Origin of the sequence: Brevundimonas sp. (assembly GCF_029946145.1) — a bacterium.
Classification (GTDB): Bacteria; Pseudomonadota; Alphaproteobacteria; order Caulobacterales; family Caulobacteraceae; genus Brevundimonas.
The window spans coordinates 218,486-234,341 of record NZ_JAQSDY010000009.1 but is presented as its reverse complement, the minus strand read 5'-3'; the positions used below and the strand labels follow the sequence as shown (position 1 = coordinate 234,341).

14 protein-coding genes are annotated in these 15,856 nt (G+C 69.4%); 11 read left to right on the top strand and 3 right to left on the bottom strand.

All coding sequences use genetic code 11. From position 1 onward, the window contains the following. Positions 1-140: 140 nt before the first annotated feature. The 4 genes from tkt to purT are packed head-to-tail and all read left to right on the top strand — an operon-like array spanning position 141 to position 4,544. Entirely contained in the window at positions 141-2,096 is a 1,956-nt protein-coding gene (gene tkt / locus PSV23_RS03455) for a transketolase (RefSeq protein WP_300466196.1), read from the top strand. Beyond that, entirely contained in the window at positions 2,096-2,491 is a 396-nt protein-coding gene (locus PSV23_RS03450; RefSeq protein WP_300466115.1) for a VOC family protein, read from the top strand. Before tkt ends, PSV23_RS03450 begins: the two co-directional genes overlap by 1 nt. After that, a complete protein-coding gene (locus tag PSV23_RS03445; protein ID WP_300466114.1) occupies positions 2,491-3,333 on the top strand; it encodes an alpha/beta hydrolase in 843 nt (280 codons plus the stop codon). Before PSV23_RS03450 ends, PSV23_RS03445 begins: the two co-directional genes overlap by 1 nt. A gap of 17 nt (positions 3,334-3,350) precedes the next feature. Continuing rightward, the gene (gene purT / locus PSV23_RS03440) at positions 3,351-4,544 is read left to right on the top strand and encodes a formate-dependent phosphoribosylglycinamide formyltransferase (protein ID WP_300466113.1); all 1,194 of its coding nucleotides are present in this window, start codon (positions 3,351-3,353) and stop codon (positions 4,542-4,544) included. Here the strand turns inward: purT and PSV23_RS03435 are convergent. Together PSV23_RS03435 and PSV23_RS03430 are read right to left on the bottom strand one after the other, a co-directional pair. After that, the gene (locus tag PSV23_RS03435; RefSeq protein WP_300466112.1) at positions 4,541-5,839 is read right to left on the bottom strand and encodes a S41 family peptidase; all 1,299 of its coding nucleotides are present in this window, start codon (positions 5,837-5,839) and stop codon (positions 4,541-4,543) included. The genes purT and PSV23_RS03435 overlap by 4 nt on opposite strands. Positions 5,840-5,894: 55 nt before the next feature. Next, positions 5,895-6,674, bottom strand: coding sequence for an EF-hand domain-containing protein (locus PSV23_RS03430; protein WP_300466111.1), 780 nt, complete (start codon positions 6,672-6,674; stop codon positions 5,895-5,897). On the opposite strand from PSV23_RS03430, the gene PSV23_RS03425 reads away from it, so the two are divergent. The 6 genes from PSV23_RS03425 (at position 6,673) to fba (ending at position 13,925) form a co-directional block, all read left to right on the top strand. Then, on the top strand, positions 6,673-7,404 hold the full coding sequence (locus tag PSV23_RS03425) for a response regulator (RefSeq protein ID WP_300466110.1): 732 nt from the start codon (positions 6,673-6,675) through the stop codon (positions 7,402-7,404). The genes PSV23_RS03430 and PSV23_RS03425 overlap by 2 nt on opposite strands. Continuing rightward, the gene (locus PSV23_RS03420) at positions 7,401-8,978 is read left to right on the top strand and encodes an ATP-binding protein (protein ID WP_300466109.1); all 1,578 of its coding nucleotides are present in this window, start codon (positions 7,401-7,403) and stop codon (positions 8,976-8,978) included. The genes PSV23_RS03425 and PSV23_RS03420 overlap by 4 nt, the downstream gene beginning before the upstream one ends. Continuing rightward, positions 8,978-10,291 carry a S41 family peptidase gene (locus PSV23_RS03415; protein WP_300466108.1) on the top strand — a complete coding sequence of 438 codons (1,314 nt, stop codon included), beginning with the start codon at positions 8,978-8,980 and terminating at the stop codon, positions 10,289-10,291. Before PSV23_RS03420 ends, PSV23_RS03415 begins: the two co-directional genes overlap by 1 nt. 108 nt (positions 10,292-10,399) lie before the next feature. Beyond that, positions 10,400-11,407 (top strand): type I glyceraldehyde-3-phosphate dehydrogenase, encoded by a 1,008-nt coding sequence (gene gap, locus PSV23_RS03410; RefSeq protein WP_300466107.1) that lies wholly within the window; start codon positions 10,400-10,402, stop codon positions 11,405-11,407. Between the two features lie 152 nt (positions 11,408-11,559). After that, positions 11,560-12,756, top strand: coding sequence for a phosphoglycerate kinase (gene pgk, locus PSV23_RS03405; RefSeq protein ID WP_300466106.1), 1,197 nt, complete (start codon positions 11,560-11,562; stop codon positions 12,754-12,756). A gap of 83 nt (positions 12,757-12,839) precedes the next feature. Further along, the gene (gene fba / locus PSV23_RS03400) at positions 12,840-13,925 is read left to right on the top strand and encodes a class II fructose-bisphosphate aldolase (RefSeq protein WP_300466105.1); all 1,086 of its coding nucleotides are present in this window, start codon (positions 12,840-12,842) and stop codon (positions 13,923-13,925) included. A 21-nt stretch (positions 13,926-13,946) separates the two neighbouring features. Here the strand turns inward: fba and PSV23_RS03395 are convergent, their stop codons facing one another. After that, positions 13,947-14,585: a DUF2799 domain-containing protein gene (locus PSV23_RS03395; protein ID WP_300466104.1), complete on the bottom strand. Its 639-nt coding sequence runs from the start codon at positions 14,583-14,585 to the stop codon at positions 13,947-13,949. Between the two features lie 126 nt (positions 14,586-14,711). Between PSV23_RS03395 and PSV23_RS03390 the strand changes: the two genes are divergently transcribed. Then, on the top strand, positions 14,712-15,740 hold the full coding sequence (locus tag PSV23_RS03390) for an RluA family pseudouridine synthase (RefSeq protein ID WP_300466103.1): 1,029 nt from the start codon (positions 14,712-14,714) through the stop codon (positions 15,738-15,740). The last annotated feature ends 116 nt before the right edge of the window (positions 15,741-15,856 follow it).

Here is a 15,856-nt window from a genome sequence, read left to right as displayed (position 1 = left end):
GGTCACATCCTCCAGAATCCGTATAGAACCCGCGCGAACGCCGGGGTAAAGCGGCGCGCTTCCTTTTTTCCGCCTCCCGACGAAAGGTCCTCCCCGTGACCGACCCCAGAAACGCATCCGCAAAGGCCACCCCCAGGCAGATGGCCGACGCCATCCGGGTGCTGTCAATGGACGGGGTCGAAAAGGCGAAGAGCGGCCACCCGGGCATGCCGATGGGCATGGCCGACGTGGCGACGGTGCTGTTCTCGAAATTTCTGAAGTTCGACGCAAGCCGCCCTGACTGGGCCGACCGCGACCGTTTCATCCTGTCGGCCGGGCACGGCTCGATGCTGATCTACAGCCTGCTGCACCTGACCGGCTACAAGGCCGCGACCAAGCAACAGCTGTCCAATTTCCGCCAGTGGGGCTCGAAGACCGCGGGTCACCCTGAGTACGGCCACATGCCGGGCGTCGAGACCACCACCGGTCCGCTGGGTCAGGGTCTGGCAAACAGCGTCGGCTTCGCCATGGCCGAGCGCCATCTGGCGGCGCGGTTCGGAGACGATCTGGTCGACCACCGCACCTGGGTCATAGCCGGCGACGGCTGTCTGATGGAGGGCGTGTCGCAGGAGGCGATCGCGCTGGCCGGTCGGTACCGGCTGAACAAGCTGACCGTGCTGTGGGACGATAATTCGATCACCATCGACGGCGCGGTGTCGCTGTCTGACGCCACCGACCAGAAGGCGCGCTTCAAGGCGGCGGGCTGGGCCGTGAAGGCCATCGACGGCCACGACATGAAGGCCATAAAGTCGGCCCTCCAGTGGGCCACCCGGCAGGACAAGCCGACCCTGATCGCCTGCAAGACGAAGATCGGCCGCGGCGCCGCCACCATGGAAGGCAGCCACAAGACGCACGGCGCGGCCCTGGGCGCCGCCGAGATCGCCGCCACCCGCCTGGGCCTGGCCTGGACGCACGAGCCGTTCGAACTGCCCGAAGCCGTCGACAAGGCGTGGAAGAAGGTCGGCCGTCGGGGCGCCAAGGAGCGCAAGGCGTGGGAAGCCCGCCTGAACGCATCCTCCCAGGCCACCGACTTCACCCGCGCCATGAAGGGCGACCTGCCCGCCGGGGCCTTCGACAAACTGCACGCCCGGATAGCCGAACTGGTCGAGACGAAGCCGGCCCAGGCCACGCGTCAGTCCTCGGGGGCGGCGCTGGACGAACTGTTCGCGGCCATTCCCGAACTGATCGGCGGCTCGGCGGATCTGACCGGCTCGAACAACACCTTCGTCAAGGGCACGCCCATCTTCGACGCGCCGACCTATGAGGGCCGGTACGTCAACTGGGGCATCCGCGAGTTCGGCATGGCCGCGGCGATGAACGGCATGGCGCTGCATGGCGGGCTCATCCCGTATGGCGGCACCTTCATGGTGTTCTCGGACTACAGCCGCCCGGCGATCCGGCTGGGCGCCCTGATGGGGGTGCGGGCGATCCACGTCCTGACCCACGACAGCATCGGCCTTGGCGAGGACGGTCCGACGCACCAGCCGGTCGAGCATCTGGCCGCCCTGCGCGCCATTCCCAATCTGCTGGTCTTCCGCCCCGCCGACACGGTCGAGGCCATGGAATGCTGGCAGGCGGCGCTGGAGCACAGGGCCGCGCCGTCGGCCATGGCCCTGTCGCGGCAGAAGACGCCGGCCGTGCGCACTGTCGCGGCGTCGGAGAATCTGTCGGCCCGGGGCGCCTATGAGATCCGGGCGGCCAAGGGCTCGGCGAAGGTGACACTGTTCGGCACGGGCACGGAACTGGCGCTGGCGCTGGCCGCGGCGGATGCGCTGGAGGCCGAAGGCACGCCGACGCGCGTCGTCTCGGTCCCCTGTTTCGAGCTCTTCTTCCAGCAGGACGCCAAATACCAGGCCAAGGTCATCGGCCGCGGCACGGTCCGCGTCGCGGTCGAGGCCGCCATCCAGCAGGGCTGGGAGCGGTTTATCGGCGAGGACGGCGGCTTCGTGGGCATGACCGGGTTCGGGGCCAGCGCCCCGGCGGAGGTCCTGTACGAGAAGTTCGGCATCACGACGGACGCCGTGGTCGCGGCGGTCAAGGCGCGGCTCGAGGGCTGATGGCCCACCTCGGCGCCGTCTCCCTGCTGATCCGTGACTATGACGAGGCCATCGCCTTCTATGTCGGGAAGCTGGGGTTCGCGCTCAGCGAGGATACGGACATGGGCGGCGGCAAACGCTGGGTCCGGGTCACGCCGAAGGGCGGCCAGACGTCGCTGCTGCTGGCCAGGGCGACCACCGAAGACCAGCGGTTGACCGTCGGCCGACAGGCAGGCGATCGAGTCTGGCTGTTTCTGGAGACCGACGATCTGATCCGCGATCACGCCGCCTGGACCGCCGCGGGCGTGGAATTTCGCGAGACGCCGCGACAGGAATCCTATGGGAAGGTGGTCGTGTTCCAGGACCTTTACGGCAACGCCTGGGATCTGATCGAGCCAGTCAGGGAGACGAAGTGATGTTGCGAACGGCGATGGCGGCCCTGCTGATGACCGGTGCGCTTCTGGCGGCCGCACCGCCGGTCGCGGCGCAGTCGGAGCCGACGCCGATCATCATCGGCCAGTCGTACGCCTTGCCCTCGACGGTGATGGGCGCGACGCGCGAGATCAACGTCTGGCTGCCGCCCGGATATGCGGAGAGCGAGGCACGATATCCGGTTTTGTATCTGCTGGACGGCGGGACCACGTGGCAGGACTTCCACCACATCTCGGGCCTGGCGCAACTGGGGACGGTGAACGGGACGACCCGTGACGTGATCGTGGTCGGGATCGCCTCGGTCGATCGCCGCAACGAGCTGGCCCTGCCGACCGACAACGCCGAGCTGATCGCCCGCTATCCGACGCAGGGACACACTGACCGGTTCCGGCGGTTCGTCGCGGAGGAGGTGCAGCCGTTCATCGAGGGGCGCTTCCGCGCCAGCGGCGAGACGGGGCTGATGGGCGAGTCTCTGGCCGGGCTGTTCGTGGTCGAGACTTTCCTCAAGGAACCGCAGATGTTCGACGCCTATGTCGCCATCAGCCCCAGCCTGTGGTGGGACGGCGGGAAGCTGGCCCGGCAGTCGGGCGCCCATCTGCGCGATCATTCCAACGACCCGCGCACCCTGATCCTGACGATGGGGAACGAGGGCGCCGAGGCGCAGGCGCTGATGGATACGCTGACCACCAACCTGCGCGATCACGCCCTGCCCGGCGTGAGCTGGACGTTTGAGCCGCGTCCGGACGAAACCCACGCCACCATCTATCACGGGGCCGCGCTGGATGCGTTCCGGCGGCTGTACGCCGTTCCAACGCCCCCGAACTGACCGCCGGAGACTGAACCATGCGCCTGGGTACGCCCCTCTCTGACTCCGCCGTTCGCGTGATGCTTCTGGGCGCCGGCGAACTGGGCAAGGAGGTCGCGATCGAGCTGCAGCGGCTGGGCGTCGAGGTCATCGCCGTCGATCGCTATCCCAACGCCCCGGCCATGCAGGTGGCGCACCGCAGCCACGTCATTCCGATGACGGATCCGCACGTCCTGGCCGGCGTCATCGCGGCGGAGATGCCTCACATCATCGTGCCCGAGATCGAGGCCATCGCGACAGAAGTCCTGGCCGAGATCGAGGCGGCCGGGCACGCCGTCGTCATTCCGACCGCGAGAGCGACGCAGCTGACCATGAACCGCGAGGGTATCCGGCGACTGGCGGCGGAAGAGCTGGACCTGCCGACCTCGCCCTACGCCTTCGCCTCGTCAGCCGACGACCTGGCCGAGGCCGCCGAACAGATCGGCCTGCCCGTCTTCGTCAAGCCCGTGATGTCCTCGTCGGGCAAGGGCCAGTCCTTCGTCGAGTCTCTCGATCAGGTCGCCGACGCCTGGGCCTATGCCCAGTCCGGCGGGCGGGTCGAGACTGCGACGGTCATCATCGAGGGCCGGATCGACTTCGATTTCGAGATCACCCTGCTGACGGTCCGGTCGATGCGCGACGGAGCCGTCCGGACGGATTTCTGCGCCCCGATCGGCCACCGGCAGGTCAAGGGGGACTATGTCGAGAGCTGGCAGCCGCAGGCCATGTCCCCCGCCGCCCTGGCATCCGCGCAGGATATCGCCGGCAAGGTCACGGATTCACTGGGTGGCCTGGGCGTGTTCGGGGTCGAGCTGTTCGTGAAGGGGGATCAGGTCTGGTTCTCGGAGGTGTCTCCTCGCCCGCATGACACCGGCCTGGTGACGCTGGCTACCCAGACCATGAGCGAATTCGCGCTCCACGTCCGCGCCATCCTGGGCCTGCCCGTCGACGTCAGCCAGCGCGAGACCGGCGCCAGCGCGGTGATCTATGGCGGCATGGACGCGGTTGGCATCGCTTTCGACGGCGTCGCCGAGGCCCTGTCCGTCCCCACCGCCGACCTGCGTCTGTTCGGCAAGCCCGAGAGCTATGAGCGCCGCCGCATGGGGGTGGCGACGGCGCGCGGCGCGACAACGGACCAGGCGCGCGAGCGGGCCCGTCTGGCGGCGTCGAAGGTCAGGCCGGTCGCGGTCTAGAGCGGCGCGGCGATCGCGGCCTGCGCCCGGTCCGGGCGCGGCGGGGCCAGAGCCGCGACCGCCGCCTCGAGCGCGGGATCCCGTCCGGCCCGGCGATCCTGCGGCGTCACGGCCGCCGCGACATCTGGCGTCACGCCCAGCTTCTCCAGCCGCACGCCGCCGGACGTCACAAAGTCCGCCCGACTGAGCGTCAGCCGACCGCCGTCCGGCAGCCGCGTCTCCTGCGAAATCAGGACGGCGCCCGCCGTCGGCACTCCCACCACGACGGCGCGACGGGCCTCCTGCAGGGCGGCAGGCGTCAGCTCGGCGGCGCTGCGGCTCTGGTCATCGACCAGTACGGCCACATCGTTGGCGACAGGCCCGGTCAGCCCACCGCATCCGCCGGCGGTCTTCAGCTCGATCCGGCGACCGTTCCGCGAGGTGCGGGTCGCCCAGGCGCGGTTGGTCGGCAGGAAACAGCTCAGCACCGCATCCGCCTCCATCAGCCGGCCGCCTGGATTGCCCCGCAAATCGAGAACCACGTCTGTCTCCGGGGCCAGATCGGCCAGTTGCTGGCCCATCCAGCGGCCCAGACCCTGTTCGAATCCCTCGACCCTCAAGACCAGTACATTGGGGCGCGTGCGGTCGGCGACGAAGGCCGGGCGAGGCTCCATGACGCGCGGGTTCAGGATGGTAGGACGCGCGGCGCCTTCGGCGTCGATCATGGTGAGGACCAGTGGCCGTCCCTCGACGACGTCCTGTTCCGGCGTCCAGCCGGTCGCCCCGTCGGTGATCAGCCGCCAGCCGACGCCCACGCCCGCTTCGTCCGCGGGCGAGCCCTCGCGGACCTGTTCCACCAGATAGCTGTCCTGATTGTCCCGATCGGCGCGCAGGGACAGACCGACGGCGGCGCGGGGTGCGCGCAACTGGTCCTGACGGCGCGCCACGGCGGGCGGAGCGGCGCCGGCGTGGTCGTCGTCCAGCAAATTCAGCATCTCGCGCAGCGACCGGTACAGCATCCGGTCGTCCGGAGCGGCCAGCGCCACCGGCCGCCATGTCCGGCGGGCCGCGCTCCAGTCGACCCCGTGCAGATGCGGATCGTAGTACTCGCGCCGAACCTCGTTCCAGACCTGGTCGAAGACCCGCTGGTTCATCCTGATGCGGTCACGGCTGGGCGCCGCAGGTGCAGAGGCAGGAGCCGGGGACGGGGCCGCCGACGGGATCGCGGGATCGCCCGCGAACGCCGGAGCCGCGAAGAGCGCAAGGCTCATCGCGGCTGACACGGCCAGTCGTTCGAACAGGCGACGGAAGATCATGGCGCCATTAGAGGGCACCTTCGCCGGGTTTCAAATCACGAAGTCGCCGGGCGGATCAGTCTTCACGATTCTGTCGCGTTTCCATCCGGTGGGTGAAGACCTGGACGTCATGGCCCTGACCGCGTTCGCCTTCCTCGATGAAGCCCGAGCGATCGGCGTCCATGCGGGTGAAGGCCTCGCGCAGCGGCCCGGTGAACTCGGCCTCGCTGACGCGGCCATCGTTGTCGGCGTCCATCCTGTGCTCGCCGTCCGGACCGCCGAGCTGGCGGACGATCACATTGTGCTCTCCGGGGCCGTGGGGGCCGCTTTCGCCGCGGCCCGTGAAGACCATGGTGCGGACCTCGTGTCCCGCGTGGGCGCCGGGCGCGCCGGGACGGCGCAGCTCGAAGTGGTGGGCGCCGGGGCCGCCCTCGCCGCCCGGACCGCGGCGGATCATGACGTCGTGCTCGCCGTGGCCGGCCGTCATTTCCTCGGTCGACAGGCGGCCGTCGCTGTCCTTGTCCATGCGGGCGAAGTGGTCGTTCATCGGCGCGGCGAACTCTTCGCGCGAGATCTGGCCGTCGCCGTCCTTGTCCAGGCCGCCGGGTCCGTCGCCCATCATCATGAAGCGGGTGTGGACCTCAGGCGGAGCCGGGGGCGCCGGCGGGGCGGGCGGCGCGGGCGGGTCCTGCATCAGTAAGGCGGACAGGGCGATCAGGGTCAGCATGGGCGTGGGTTCCCGTTGTGAAGCACGTTGTTCGACCACGCCGCCCTTTCGCCCGTGTTTCAGGCCGCCCGAGAAATGTTTCAGCGCTGAAATGACGGCGAGCGCCCGGTTCGGCACAATGGCGGTCATGCAAGCCGAAGCCGCACCCCGCATCCTTGTCGTAGACGACGACCCCGGCATCCGCGAGGTGCTGTGCGACTATCTGGGCCAGCACGGCTATGACGCGACAGGCGCCGCCTCGGCCGCCGAGATGGACCGGGCCGTCGCACGCCGGGCCCCCGACCTGATCGTGCTGGACCTGATGATGCCCGGGGAGGACGGGCTGTCGGTATGCCGCCGCCTGTCAGGCAAGGGCGGCCCGCCGATCGTGATGCTTTCGGCCATGGGCGAGGACACCGACCGGATCATCGGGCTGGAGCTGGGAGCGGACGACTATCTGGCCAAGCCCTGCAATCCCCGCGAACTGCTGGCCCGGGTTCGCGCCGTGCTGCGCCGGCCGCGCGATGAGGCGGCAGCCGAGGGTCCAGCCCTGGCCTTCGCCGGCTGGCGGCTTGACCTGCTGCGCCGTGAACTGACGCGGCCTGACGGGCGCGCCGTCGCCCTGTCGGCCGGCGAATTCGCACTGCTGCGCGCCTTCGCCGAACGGCCGGGCCGGGTGCTGACCCGAGATCAGTTACTGGAGCGGGCGCGAGGGGCCGACGCCGATGTGTTCGACCGGGCCATGGACGTGCAGATCAGTCGGCTGCGGAAGAAGCTGGACGACGGCTCGGGCCTGGAGATGATCCAGACCCTTCGGGGCGAGGGATACATGTTCGACGTCAAGGTCGAGCGACATGCCGGCGCGCGGGGCCCTGCGTGAGACGTCCGTCGTCCTTCCCGGTTCTGGTCCAGGTGGCGGCCCTGGCGGCGCTGGCCGTCGTCATGTCCCAGGCCGTGGCCTTCGGGGTGGTGCTGCTGGCGCCCGAGCCCAGGCCCGCCGGTTTCAGCATCGAGTCGGCGGCCAATGCGCTGAAGGGACAGCCGGCCGAGACTTCCGATGGGCGCACGCTGCGGCGACGTCTGACCGACCGCCCTACCGAGCTCGATCCGTCCGAACGGGACGACCCCATGGCCATGGCCATCACCGCGGGCCTGGCCCAGCGGCTGGGAGTCGAGCCGGAGACCGTGCGCGTCCGTGTCGATCACGACCGGCCGGGAAAGCGGATCGGCGCGCCATCGGACGCCGCCGTGCGGGATCATCTCAACTTCGTCTTCGTTGACGGCAGGCGCCCCGCGCCCGCTCCGGCTCCGGCTCCCCCGCCTCCGCCCCCGCCTCCCGAGCCGCCGCTGCCGGCTGCCCCGAGGGAGGTGACGGCGATGCGTCAGGGCGCCGAGATCCGGGCCCGGCTGACCATGCGCCACGTCATGCCGCACGGATCGAGCGGCGCTTTCATCATCGACCGCGAGACGCGCCAGTTCACGGTGCTGGCGGACCAGCTGACGTTCGCGCCCTTCGCCGCCTCGGTGCTTCAGCCGGACGGGCGCTGGGCCACGGTCGAGCCGCCGCGCGGACTACTGTCGCCGTGGCAACAGCGGGTGCTGCTGGCCCTGGCCATATCCATGCTGCTGCTGGCTCCGCTGGTCTGGTTCATGGCGCGGCGGCTGACCCGGCCGATCCGCGTCTTCGCCGACGCCGCCGAACGGCTGGGCGCGGACCCCGACGCCGAGCCGCTGACGCCGTCAGGCCCCAGCGAGGTCCGCACCGCCATCCACGCCTTCAACGACATGCAGGCGTCCCTGCGCGACCATATGAGCCGACGGACCCAGACAGTGGCGGCCATCGCCCACGATCTGCGCACGCCCCTGACCCGGTTGCGCTTCCGGGCCGAACAGGCCCCCGAGGCGGTGCGCGACCGCATGGCCGCCGACATCGAGGAGATGGACGCCCTGATCGCCCAGGCCATGGCCTATGTGCGGGGCGAGGCGACCCCCGAACGGCGCGAGCGGTTCGATCTCGCCGGTTTGGCCGAGGATTGCGCGGTCGGCTTCTCCGAAACCGGCGCGGCCGTGAGCTTCACCAACGGGACCGCCTTGCCGGTCGAGGCCGATCCCGCGGCCCTGCGCCGCGCCCTCGCCAATCTGATCGCCAACGCCGTCAAATTCGGCGACGCGGCCCGGGTGAAGGCGCTGTCGGAAGACGGTCGTGCGGTGATCCTCGTCGAGGACGACGGCCCCGGCCTGGCCGAGAGCGAGCTGGAGGCCGTGTTCGAACCCTTCCACCGGGCCGAACGCTCGCGCAGCCGCGAGACGGGCGGGGCCGGACTCGGTCTGACGGTGGCCCGGCAGGCGGCGCGGGCGTTCGGGGGCGACGTGACCCTGACCAGCCGGCCTGGCGGCGGCCTGATCGCCCGCCTGACCCTGCCCCTTGTCAATCGTCCGACGGAGACGCCCTGATGCGAGCCTTGTTCTTCGCCGCCGCCCTGATCGCGGCCTTCCCCGCCCTCGCCCAGACCCCGCCGCCCCGCGAGACGGTCGAGGCCGTCGCGGGCCGCATTCGCGACCTGTATTTCGATCCTGTCGCCGGAGACCGCATCGCCGACGAGCTGGAGGCCGAAAGCGCGACGGGCGCCTTCGACGCCCTGACCGAAGAACGCGACCTGGCGGCGGCGCTGAGCCGTCGCCTGCGCCCGCTCGACGCCCATTTCAACGTCGCCTGGGACCCGAACGCACCCGCCCGGCCCGGTCCTGGCCCTGTCGTTCGAGCCCCGGGGTCGCCGTCGGCGGCGGGGGCCGGCGAGCCGATGCGCCGCCTCGCGCGGCCAGCCAACCCGATGGAGGCCCGCGGCCACTACGGCTTCCGCAAGGTCGAGATCCAGCCCGGCAACATCGGCTATATCGACCTGCGCCAATTCTCGAACATCGACTTCGACGATCCCGCCGACCCGGCCCGGCGCGCGGCCGATGCAGCCCTGACCTTCGTCGCCGACGCCGATGCGGTGATCTTCGACCTGCGGGACAACGGCGGCGGAGCCCCGTCCATGGTGGGCTATCTGACCAGCGCCTTCACGCCCGCGAACGCGCCGATCTACAACATTTTCCACAGCCGCGAGGGCGCCGAGAGCGAGGCTCCGGCGGTCTTTCATCCGAGCCCCCGGCTGGAGGTTCCCGTCTATGTGCTGATCAGCGGCCGCACCGGCTCGGCGGGCGAGGCCTTCCCCTACACCCTGCAGGGCGCCCGCCGCGCGACGATCGTCGGCGAGGCCTCGGGCGGGGCGGCCAATCCCGGGGGCATGGTCCCCGTCGACGGCGGCTTCGCGGTCTTCATCTCGCAGGGCTCGCCGAAGAACCCGAACACCGGCGGCAACTGGGAAGGGACGGGCGTCATCCCGGATGTGGCCGTGCCGTGGGATCAGGCCCTGACGCGGGCCCAGACCCTGGCTCTGGATGCAATAGTGGCCGCCGACAGCAGCCGCACCGACGCCGCCTGGGCGCTGCAGGCGATGAACTCGACGACCGGGTCAGGCGACCTGACGCCTTACGCCGGCGCCTATGGCGAGCAAACCGTGTCGGTGGTGGGGGACAGGCTGCACGTCGTCCGCGGTCGTCGTCCGCCCGTCGTGCTCGCGCCACTGGGCGAGAACCTGTTCACGGTGGTGGGAGACCCGGGCCGACGGGTGCAGTTCTCGCGGGATGAGGCGGGGCGGGTCGTGACCATGGACTCGCTCAACCTCGGCGGTCCCGGGCCACGCGCGCGCCGCACGGACTGAGCTGCAGCGTTACAGTTGATCACGCCTTGTTACGGGCGCGGGGTTGATCCTCGCGCCCGCCGGTTCCATTGAAGCGCCGACATTCAGCCCTTCTTCGGAGACCGCCCCATGACCGTCCGCGTCGCCATCAATGGTTTCGGCCGCATCGGCCGCCTCGTCCTGCGCTCGATCGTCGAGCACGGCCGTCGCGACATCGAGGTGGTGGCGATCAACGACCTCGGCCCGGTCGAGACCAACGCCCATCTGCTGCGCTACGATTCGGTGCACGGCCGGTTCCCGGGCACGGTCGAGACCGGCGCGGACTGGATCGACGTCGGCCTCGGCAAGATCAAGGTCACCGCCGAGCGCGATCCGTCCAAGCTTCCGCACAAGGAACTGAACGTCGACATCGCTTTCGAATGCACGGGCCTGTTCACGACGAAGGAAAAGGCCTCGGCCCACCTGACCGCCGGCGCGAAGCGCGTGCTGGTCTCGGCCCCCTGCGACGGCGCCGACAAGACCATCGTCTACAAGGTCAACCATGAGACCCTGACCGCAGACGACATCGTGGTCTCGAACGGCTCGTGCACGACCAACGCCCTGGCCCCGGTCGCCAAGGTGCTGAACGACCTGTTCGGCATCGAGCGCGGCTATATGACCACCATCCACGCCTACACTGGCGACCAGCCGACGCTGGATACGATGCACAAGGATCTGTACCGCGGCCGCGCCGCCGCCCTGTCGATGATCCCGACCTCGACCGGCGCCGCCAAGGCCCTGGGCCTGGTCCTGCCGGAACTGAAGGGCAAGCTGGACGGCTCGTCGATCCGGGTGCCGACTCCCAACGTCTCGGTCGTCGACCTGAAGGTCGTGGCCGGCCGCGAGGTCACGGTCGAGGAAATCAACGCCGCCATCCAGGCCGCCGCCGACGGCCCGATGAAGGGCGTGCTGGCGACCACGACCGAGCCGCTCGTCTCGACCGACCTGAACCACATCGCCGCCTCGTCGACAGCCGCCCTGCCCCAGACCCAGGTCGTGGACGGCAAGCTGGCCCGCGTCCTGACCTGGTACGACAACGAGTGGGGCTTCGCGACGCGGATGGCCGACACGGCGCTGGTGATGAGCAAGCTGATCTAGGACCAAACTGTCCGCTCATCCCGGCGAAAGCCGGGACCCGGTTCTTTGGGCGATGACCGCGTCCAGTTTCGCACCGCTCGTGATCCCGGTGGTTGTGCCTCTCGAAAGCACCGGGTCCCGGCTTTCGCCGGGATGAGCGGAGGAGAAAATGCATGACCTTCCGCACCCTCGACGACGCCCCCTCCCTCGCCGGCAAGACCGCCCTGGTCCGCGTCGACTTCAACGTTCCGATGGAGGACGGCAAGGTCACCGAGGACACCCGTTTGCGCGTCGCCCTGCCGACCATAAACCGGCTCCGCGACGCCGGGGCGAAGGTGGCCCTGCTGGCGCATTTCGACCGGCCGAAGGGCAAGGTCGTGCCGTCGATGAGCCTGCAGCCGGTGGTCGACGACCTCGAACATCTGCTGGGAGCCCCGGTCCGGTTCGCGACCGACTGCGTGGGCGATGAGGCCAAGGCCATGATCGCTGATCTGCACCTCGGCGGCGTCCTCCTGCTGGAGAACGTCCGCTTTCACCCAGGCGAGGAAGCCAACGACCCCGCCTTTGCGCGGCAACTGGCCGAACTCGGCGACATCTACGTCAACGACGCCTTCTCCGCCGCCCACCGCGCCCACGCCTCGACCGAGGGTCTCGCCCGACTGCTGCCCGCCTATGCCGGCGAGTCCATGCGCCGCGAGCTGGACGCGCTGGACGCCGCGCTCGGCAAGCCGCAGAAGCCGGTCATCGGCATCGTCGGCGGGGCCAAGGTCTCGACCAAGCTGGACCTGCTGAAGAACCTCGTCGGCAAGCTGGACCGGCTGGCCATCGGCGGCGGCATGGCCAACACCTTCCTGTTCGCCCAAGGGATCGATATCGGCGGCTCGCTGGCCGAGCGGGACATGGCCGACACCGCCCGCGAAATTCTGACCGAAGCAAGTGCCCGGGGCTGCGAGATTCTGTTGCCCGTGGACTTCATCGTAGCGACCGAGGTCAAGCCCGGCGCGGCCGCACGCACGGTCGTCGCCGGTCAGCCGCTGTCGGCGGACGACAAGATCCTGGACGCCGGTCCGGCCAGCGTCGCGCGCCTGGTCGACGCCCTGACCGCCTCGAAGACCCTCATCTGGAATGGCCCCCTGGGCGTGTTCGAGGTGCCGCCCTTCGACACGGCCACCGTCGCGGTCGCCCATCATGCGGCCGCCCTGGCAAAGGCGGGCGTCCTGACCGCGGTCGGCGGCGGCGGCGACACGGTCGCGGCCCTGCACCATGCCGGCGTGGCCGACGACATGACCTTCGTCTCCACCGCCGGCGGAGCCTTCCTGGAGTGGATGGAGGGCAAGCCCCTGCCGGGCGTCGAGGCGCTCAGGGTCTGACGGCTTGCGTTGTTACATTGCGTGACTTCAAGGCGCAGGGCGGCTAAACCACCGGTAAAACATACGGGCTCAGGAGACACCCCATGGCGCGCATCACGCTGCGACAGCTTCTCGATCACGCGGCCGAGAACGGCTACGGCCTGCCCGCCTACAACATCAATAACATGGAGCAGGGGCTGGCGATCATGGAGGCGGCCGAGGCGGTCAACGCCCCCGTCATCATCCAGGCCAGCCGCGGCGCGCGGAACTATGCCAACGACATCGTCCTGGCCAAGCTGATCGACGCCCTCGCCGAACTGTATCCGCACATCCCGGTCTGCATGCACCAGGACCACGGCAACGGCCCGGCCACCTGCGCCACGGCCATCCAGTACGGCTTCACCTCGGTGATGATGGACGGCTCGCTGGAAGAGGACGCCAAGACCCCCGCCAGCTACGAATACAATGTCGACGTCACCCGCCGCGTGGTCCAGATGGCCCACAGCTGCGGCGTCTCGGTCGAGGGCGAACTGGGCGTGCTGGGTTCGCTCGAGACCGGCATGGGCGAGGCCGAGGACGGCCACGGCTTCGAGGGCAAGCTGGATCACTCGCAGTTGCTGACCGATCCGGATCAGGCCGTCGATTTCGTTCGCGAGACCCAGGTCGACGCTCTGGCGATTGCGATGGGCACCAGTCACGGCGCCTACAAATTCACGCGCAAGCCCGACGGCGACGTCCTGGCCATGAATGTGATCGAGGAAATTCATCGCCGTCTGCCCGACACCCATCTGGTGATGCACGGCTCTTCCTCGGTGCCGCAGGACCTGCAGGACATCATCAACCAGTACGGCGGCGAGATGCCCCAGACCTGGGGCGTGCCGGTCGAGGAAATCCAGCGCGGCATCAAGCACGGCGTGCGCAAGATCAACATCGACACCGACAACCGCATGGCCATGACCGGCGCGATCCGGAAAATCCTCGCCGAGAAGCCCGGCGAGTTCGACCCCCGCGCCTATCTGAAGCCCGCCAAGGAGGCGATGCGCAAACTCTGTCAGGAGCGCTTCGTCCAGTTCGGCTGTGAAGGGCAGGCGTCGAAGATCCGGCCCCTTTCGACGGCCCAGATGGCCCAGCGCTACGCCAGGGGCGAGCTGAACCCGCATTTCGGCTCGACCGCGTCAAAGGCCGCCTGACCGCTCAGGCGGGGGCGGCGTTCACCAGCCGCCGTATTGACTCTGGAACCGCCAGCGCACGTCCCGCACGTCGCGTTCGGCGTCATCGATCGCGTCCTGCGCCCGACGCCAGTCCCGCTCGGTGTCCGCGCGTTCACGCCGGATCTCCTGAATGCGGTTCCGGATCGTCTCGCGCTGTTCGTCGGTGAGACCCTCGGCCCGGGCCTCGGCCTGTTTGGCGGTGATCTTGTCGTCCAATTCCTCCAGCCGGTTTCCCAGCGAGTCCACCTGGCCGCGAGCGTTGACCAGGGCCTGCTCAACCTGGTGAACGATCTGGCCGTCGCGGTAGGCCGGAAGGAAATCCGCCTCCAGATACGACGGGCAGACCCCGCCGTAGCCTGAACCCGCGCGCCCCTCCCGGAACCCGCGGTCCGGCCTGCAATACTGGATGAGGCCCTGCTCGCGTCCCGCGCCATAGACGGCGGCGTCGGGCGTGATCCCGTGCTTGGCGCAGGCTTCGGCATGGTCGTTGAGCCGGCTCATGGTCAGGCCCGCCGCTCCGTCCGCAAAGCCCTGTCCGGACCAGTCCCCCGCCATGCACTGCTCCGCGCTCATCGTCGCGCAACTGCCCAGAACCATGACCGCGCCGCCGGCGGCAGCCGCGAGAATCCACGATCGCATGACCTTCCCCTCCCTAAAGCCAAGCTTAACCATGACCCAGAACCGCAGGACCGCCAAGCGCGCCTTGTATTTCGGGCTGCCCGCCGTGCTAGATCAGCAACCGCTCGCCGCGCGGCGGAGCCGCCCTTGTCCGACGAACCTGTCCTGCCTGAAGACCTCCTCGCCGATGAGGACGGCGCCGTCATCCTGGAGGCGCGCCTCGAGACGGGCGGGGTCCGTCTCGACAAGGCCTTGACCGACATCTTCCCCACATTGTCGCGGGCCCGACTGCAGGCTCTGCTGGCCGAAGGCGTCGTCACCCGCGACGGCGAGCCCGTATCCGTGGCCTCCGGCAAGGCCCAGCCGGGCCTTTACGCCGTCGCCTTGCCCGCCGTCGTCTCAGCCATTCCGCAAGCCGAAGCGATTCCCCTGACGGTGCTCTACGAGGACGCTCACCTGGTTGTCGTCGACAAGGCGGCCGGCATGGCGGTCCATCCGGCGCCCGGCAGCGAGACCGGCACCCTGGTCAACGCCCTGCTGCACCACTGCGCGACGTCCCTGTCCGGCATCGGCGGGGTGGCGCGCCCCGGTATCGTGCACCGCCTGGACAAACATACCTCCGGCGTGATGGTCGCGGCCAAGTCCGACGCGGCTCACGCGGGCCTTTCCGCCCTGTTCGCCGCCCATGACATTGAACGCACCTATATCGCCCTGACCCGGGGCGCGCTCCAGCCCGCCCATGGGCGCATCGTCTCCAACATCGGCCGCTCGACCGGCGATCGCAAGAAGATGGCGGTGCTCAGCAACGGCGGCCGCGAAGCCATCACCGACTATGTGGTCGAACGGGTTTTCGGCGCGTCCGCCCAGAAGGGATCCAGGCCCGGGGCTCCGCCCATGGCCGCCCGCATCGCCTGCACCCTGCACACTGGCCGCACCCACCAGATCCGCGTGCATATGGCCTCCAGGGGCGCGCCGCTCCTTGGCGACCCCGTCTATGGCTCGGGCAGCCCCTCCAACCCCGTCCGGGCCGCCATCGCCGAGGCCGGCCTGACCCGTCAGGCGCTCCACGCCGCCATCCTCGGCTTCGTCCACCCGGTCACAGGCGAGACGCTTCGGTTCGAGACACAACCGCCCGACGACATGCGGGTGCTGGAAGAAATCCTCGCCACCCTCTAGTCAGTCTTGATTAAGGACGGACCCTCTGTTATACGATCCGTCGATCGGTGCCGTGGCGCCGGGGCAACGGTCTCGCTTTCGTGTGACCATCCGCCACTGACAAGTGCGGAAACCCG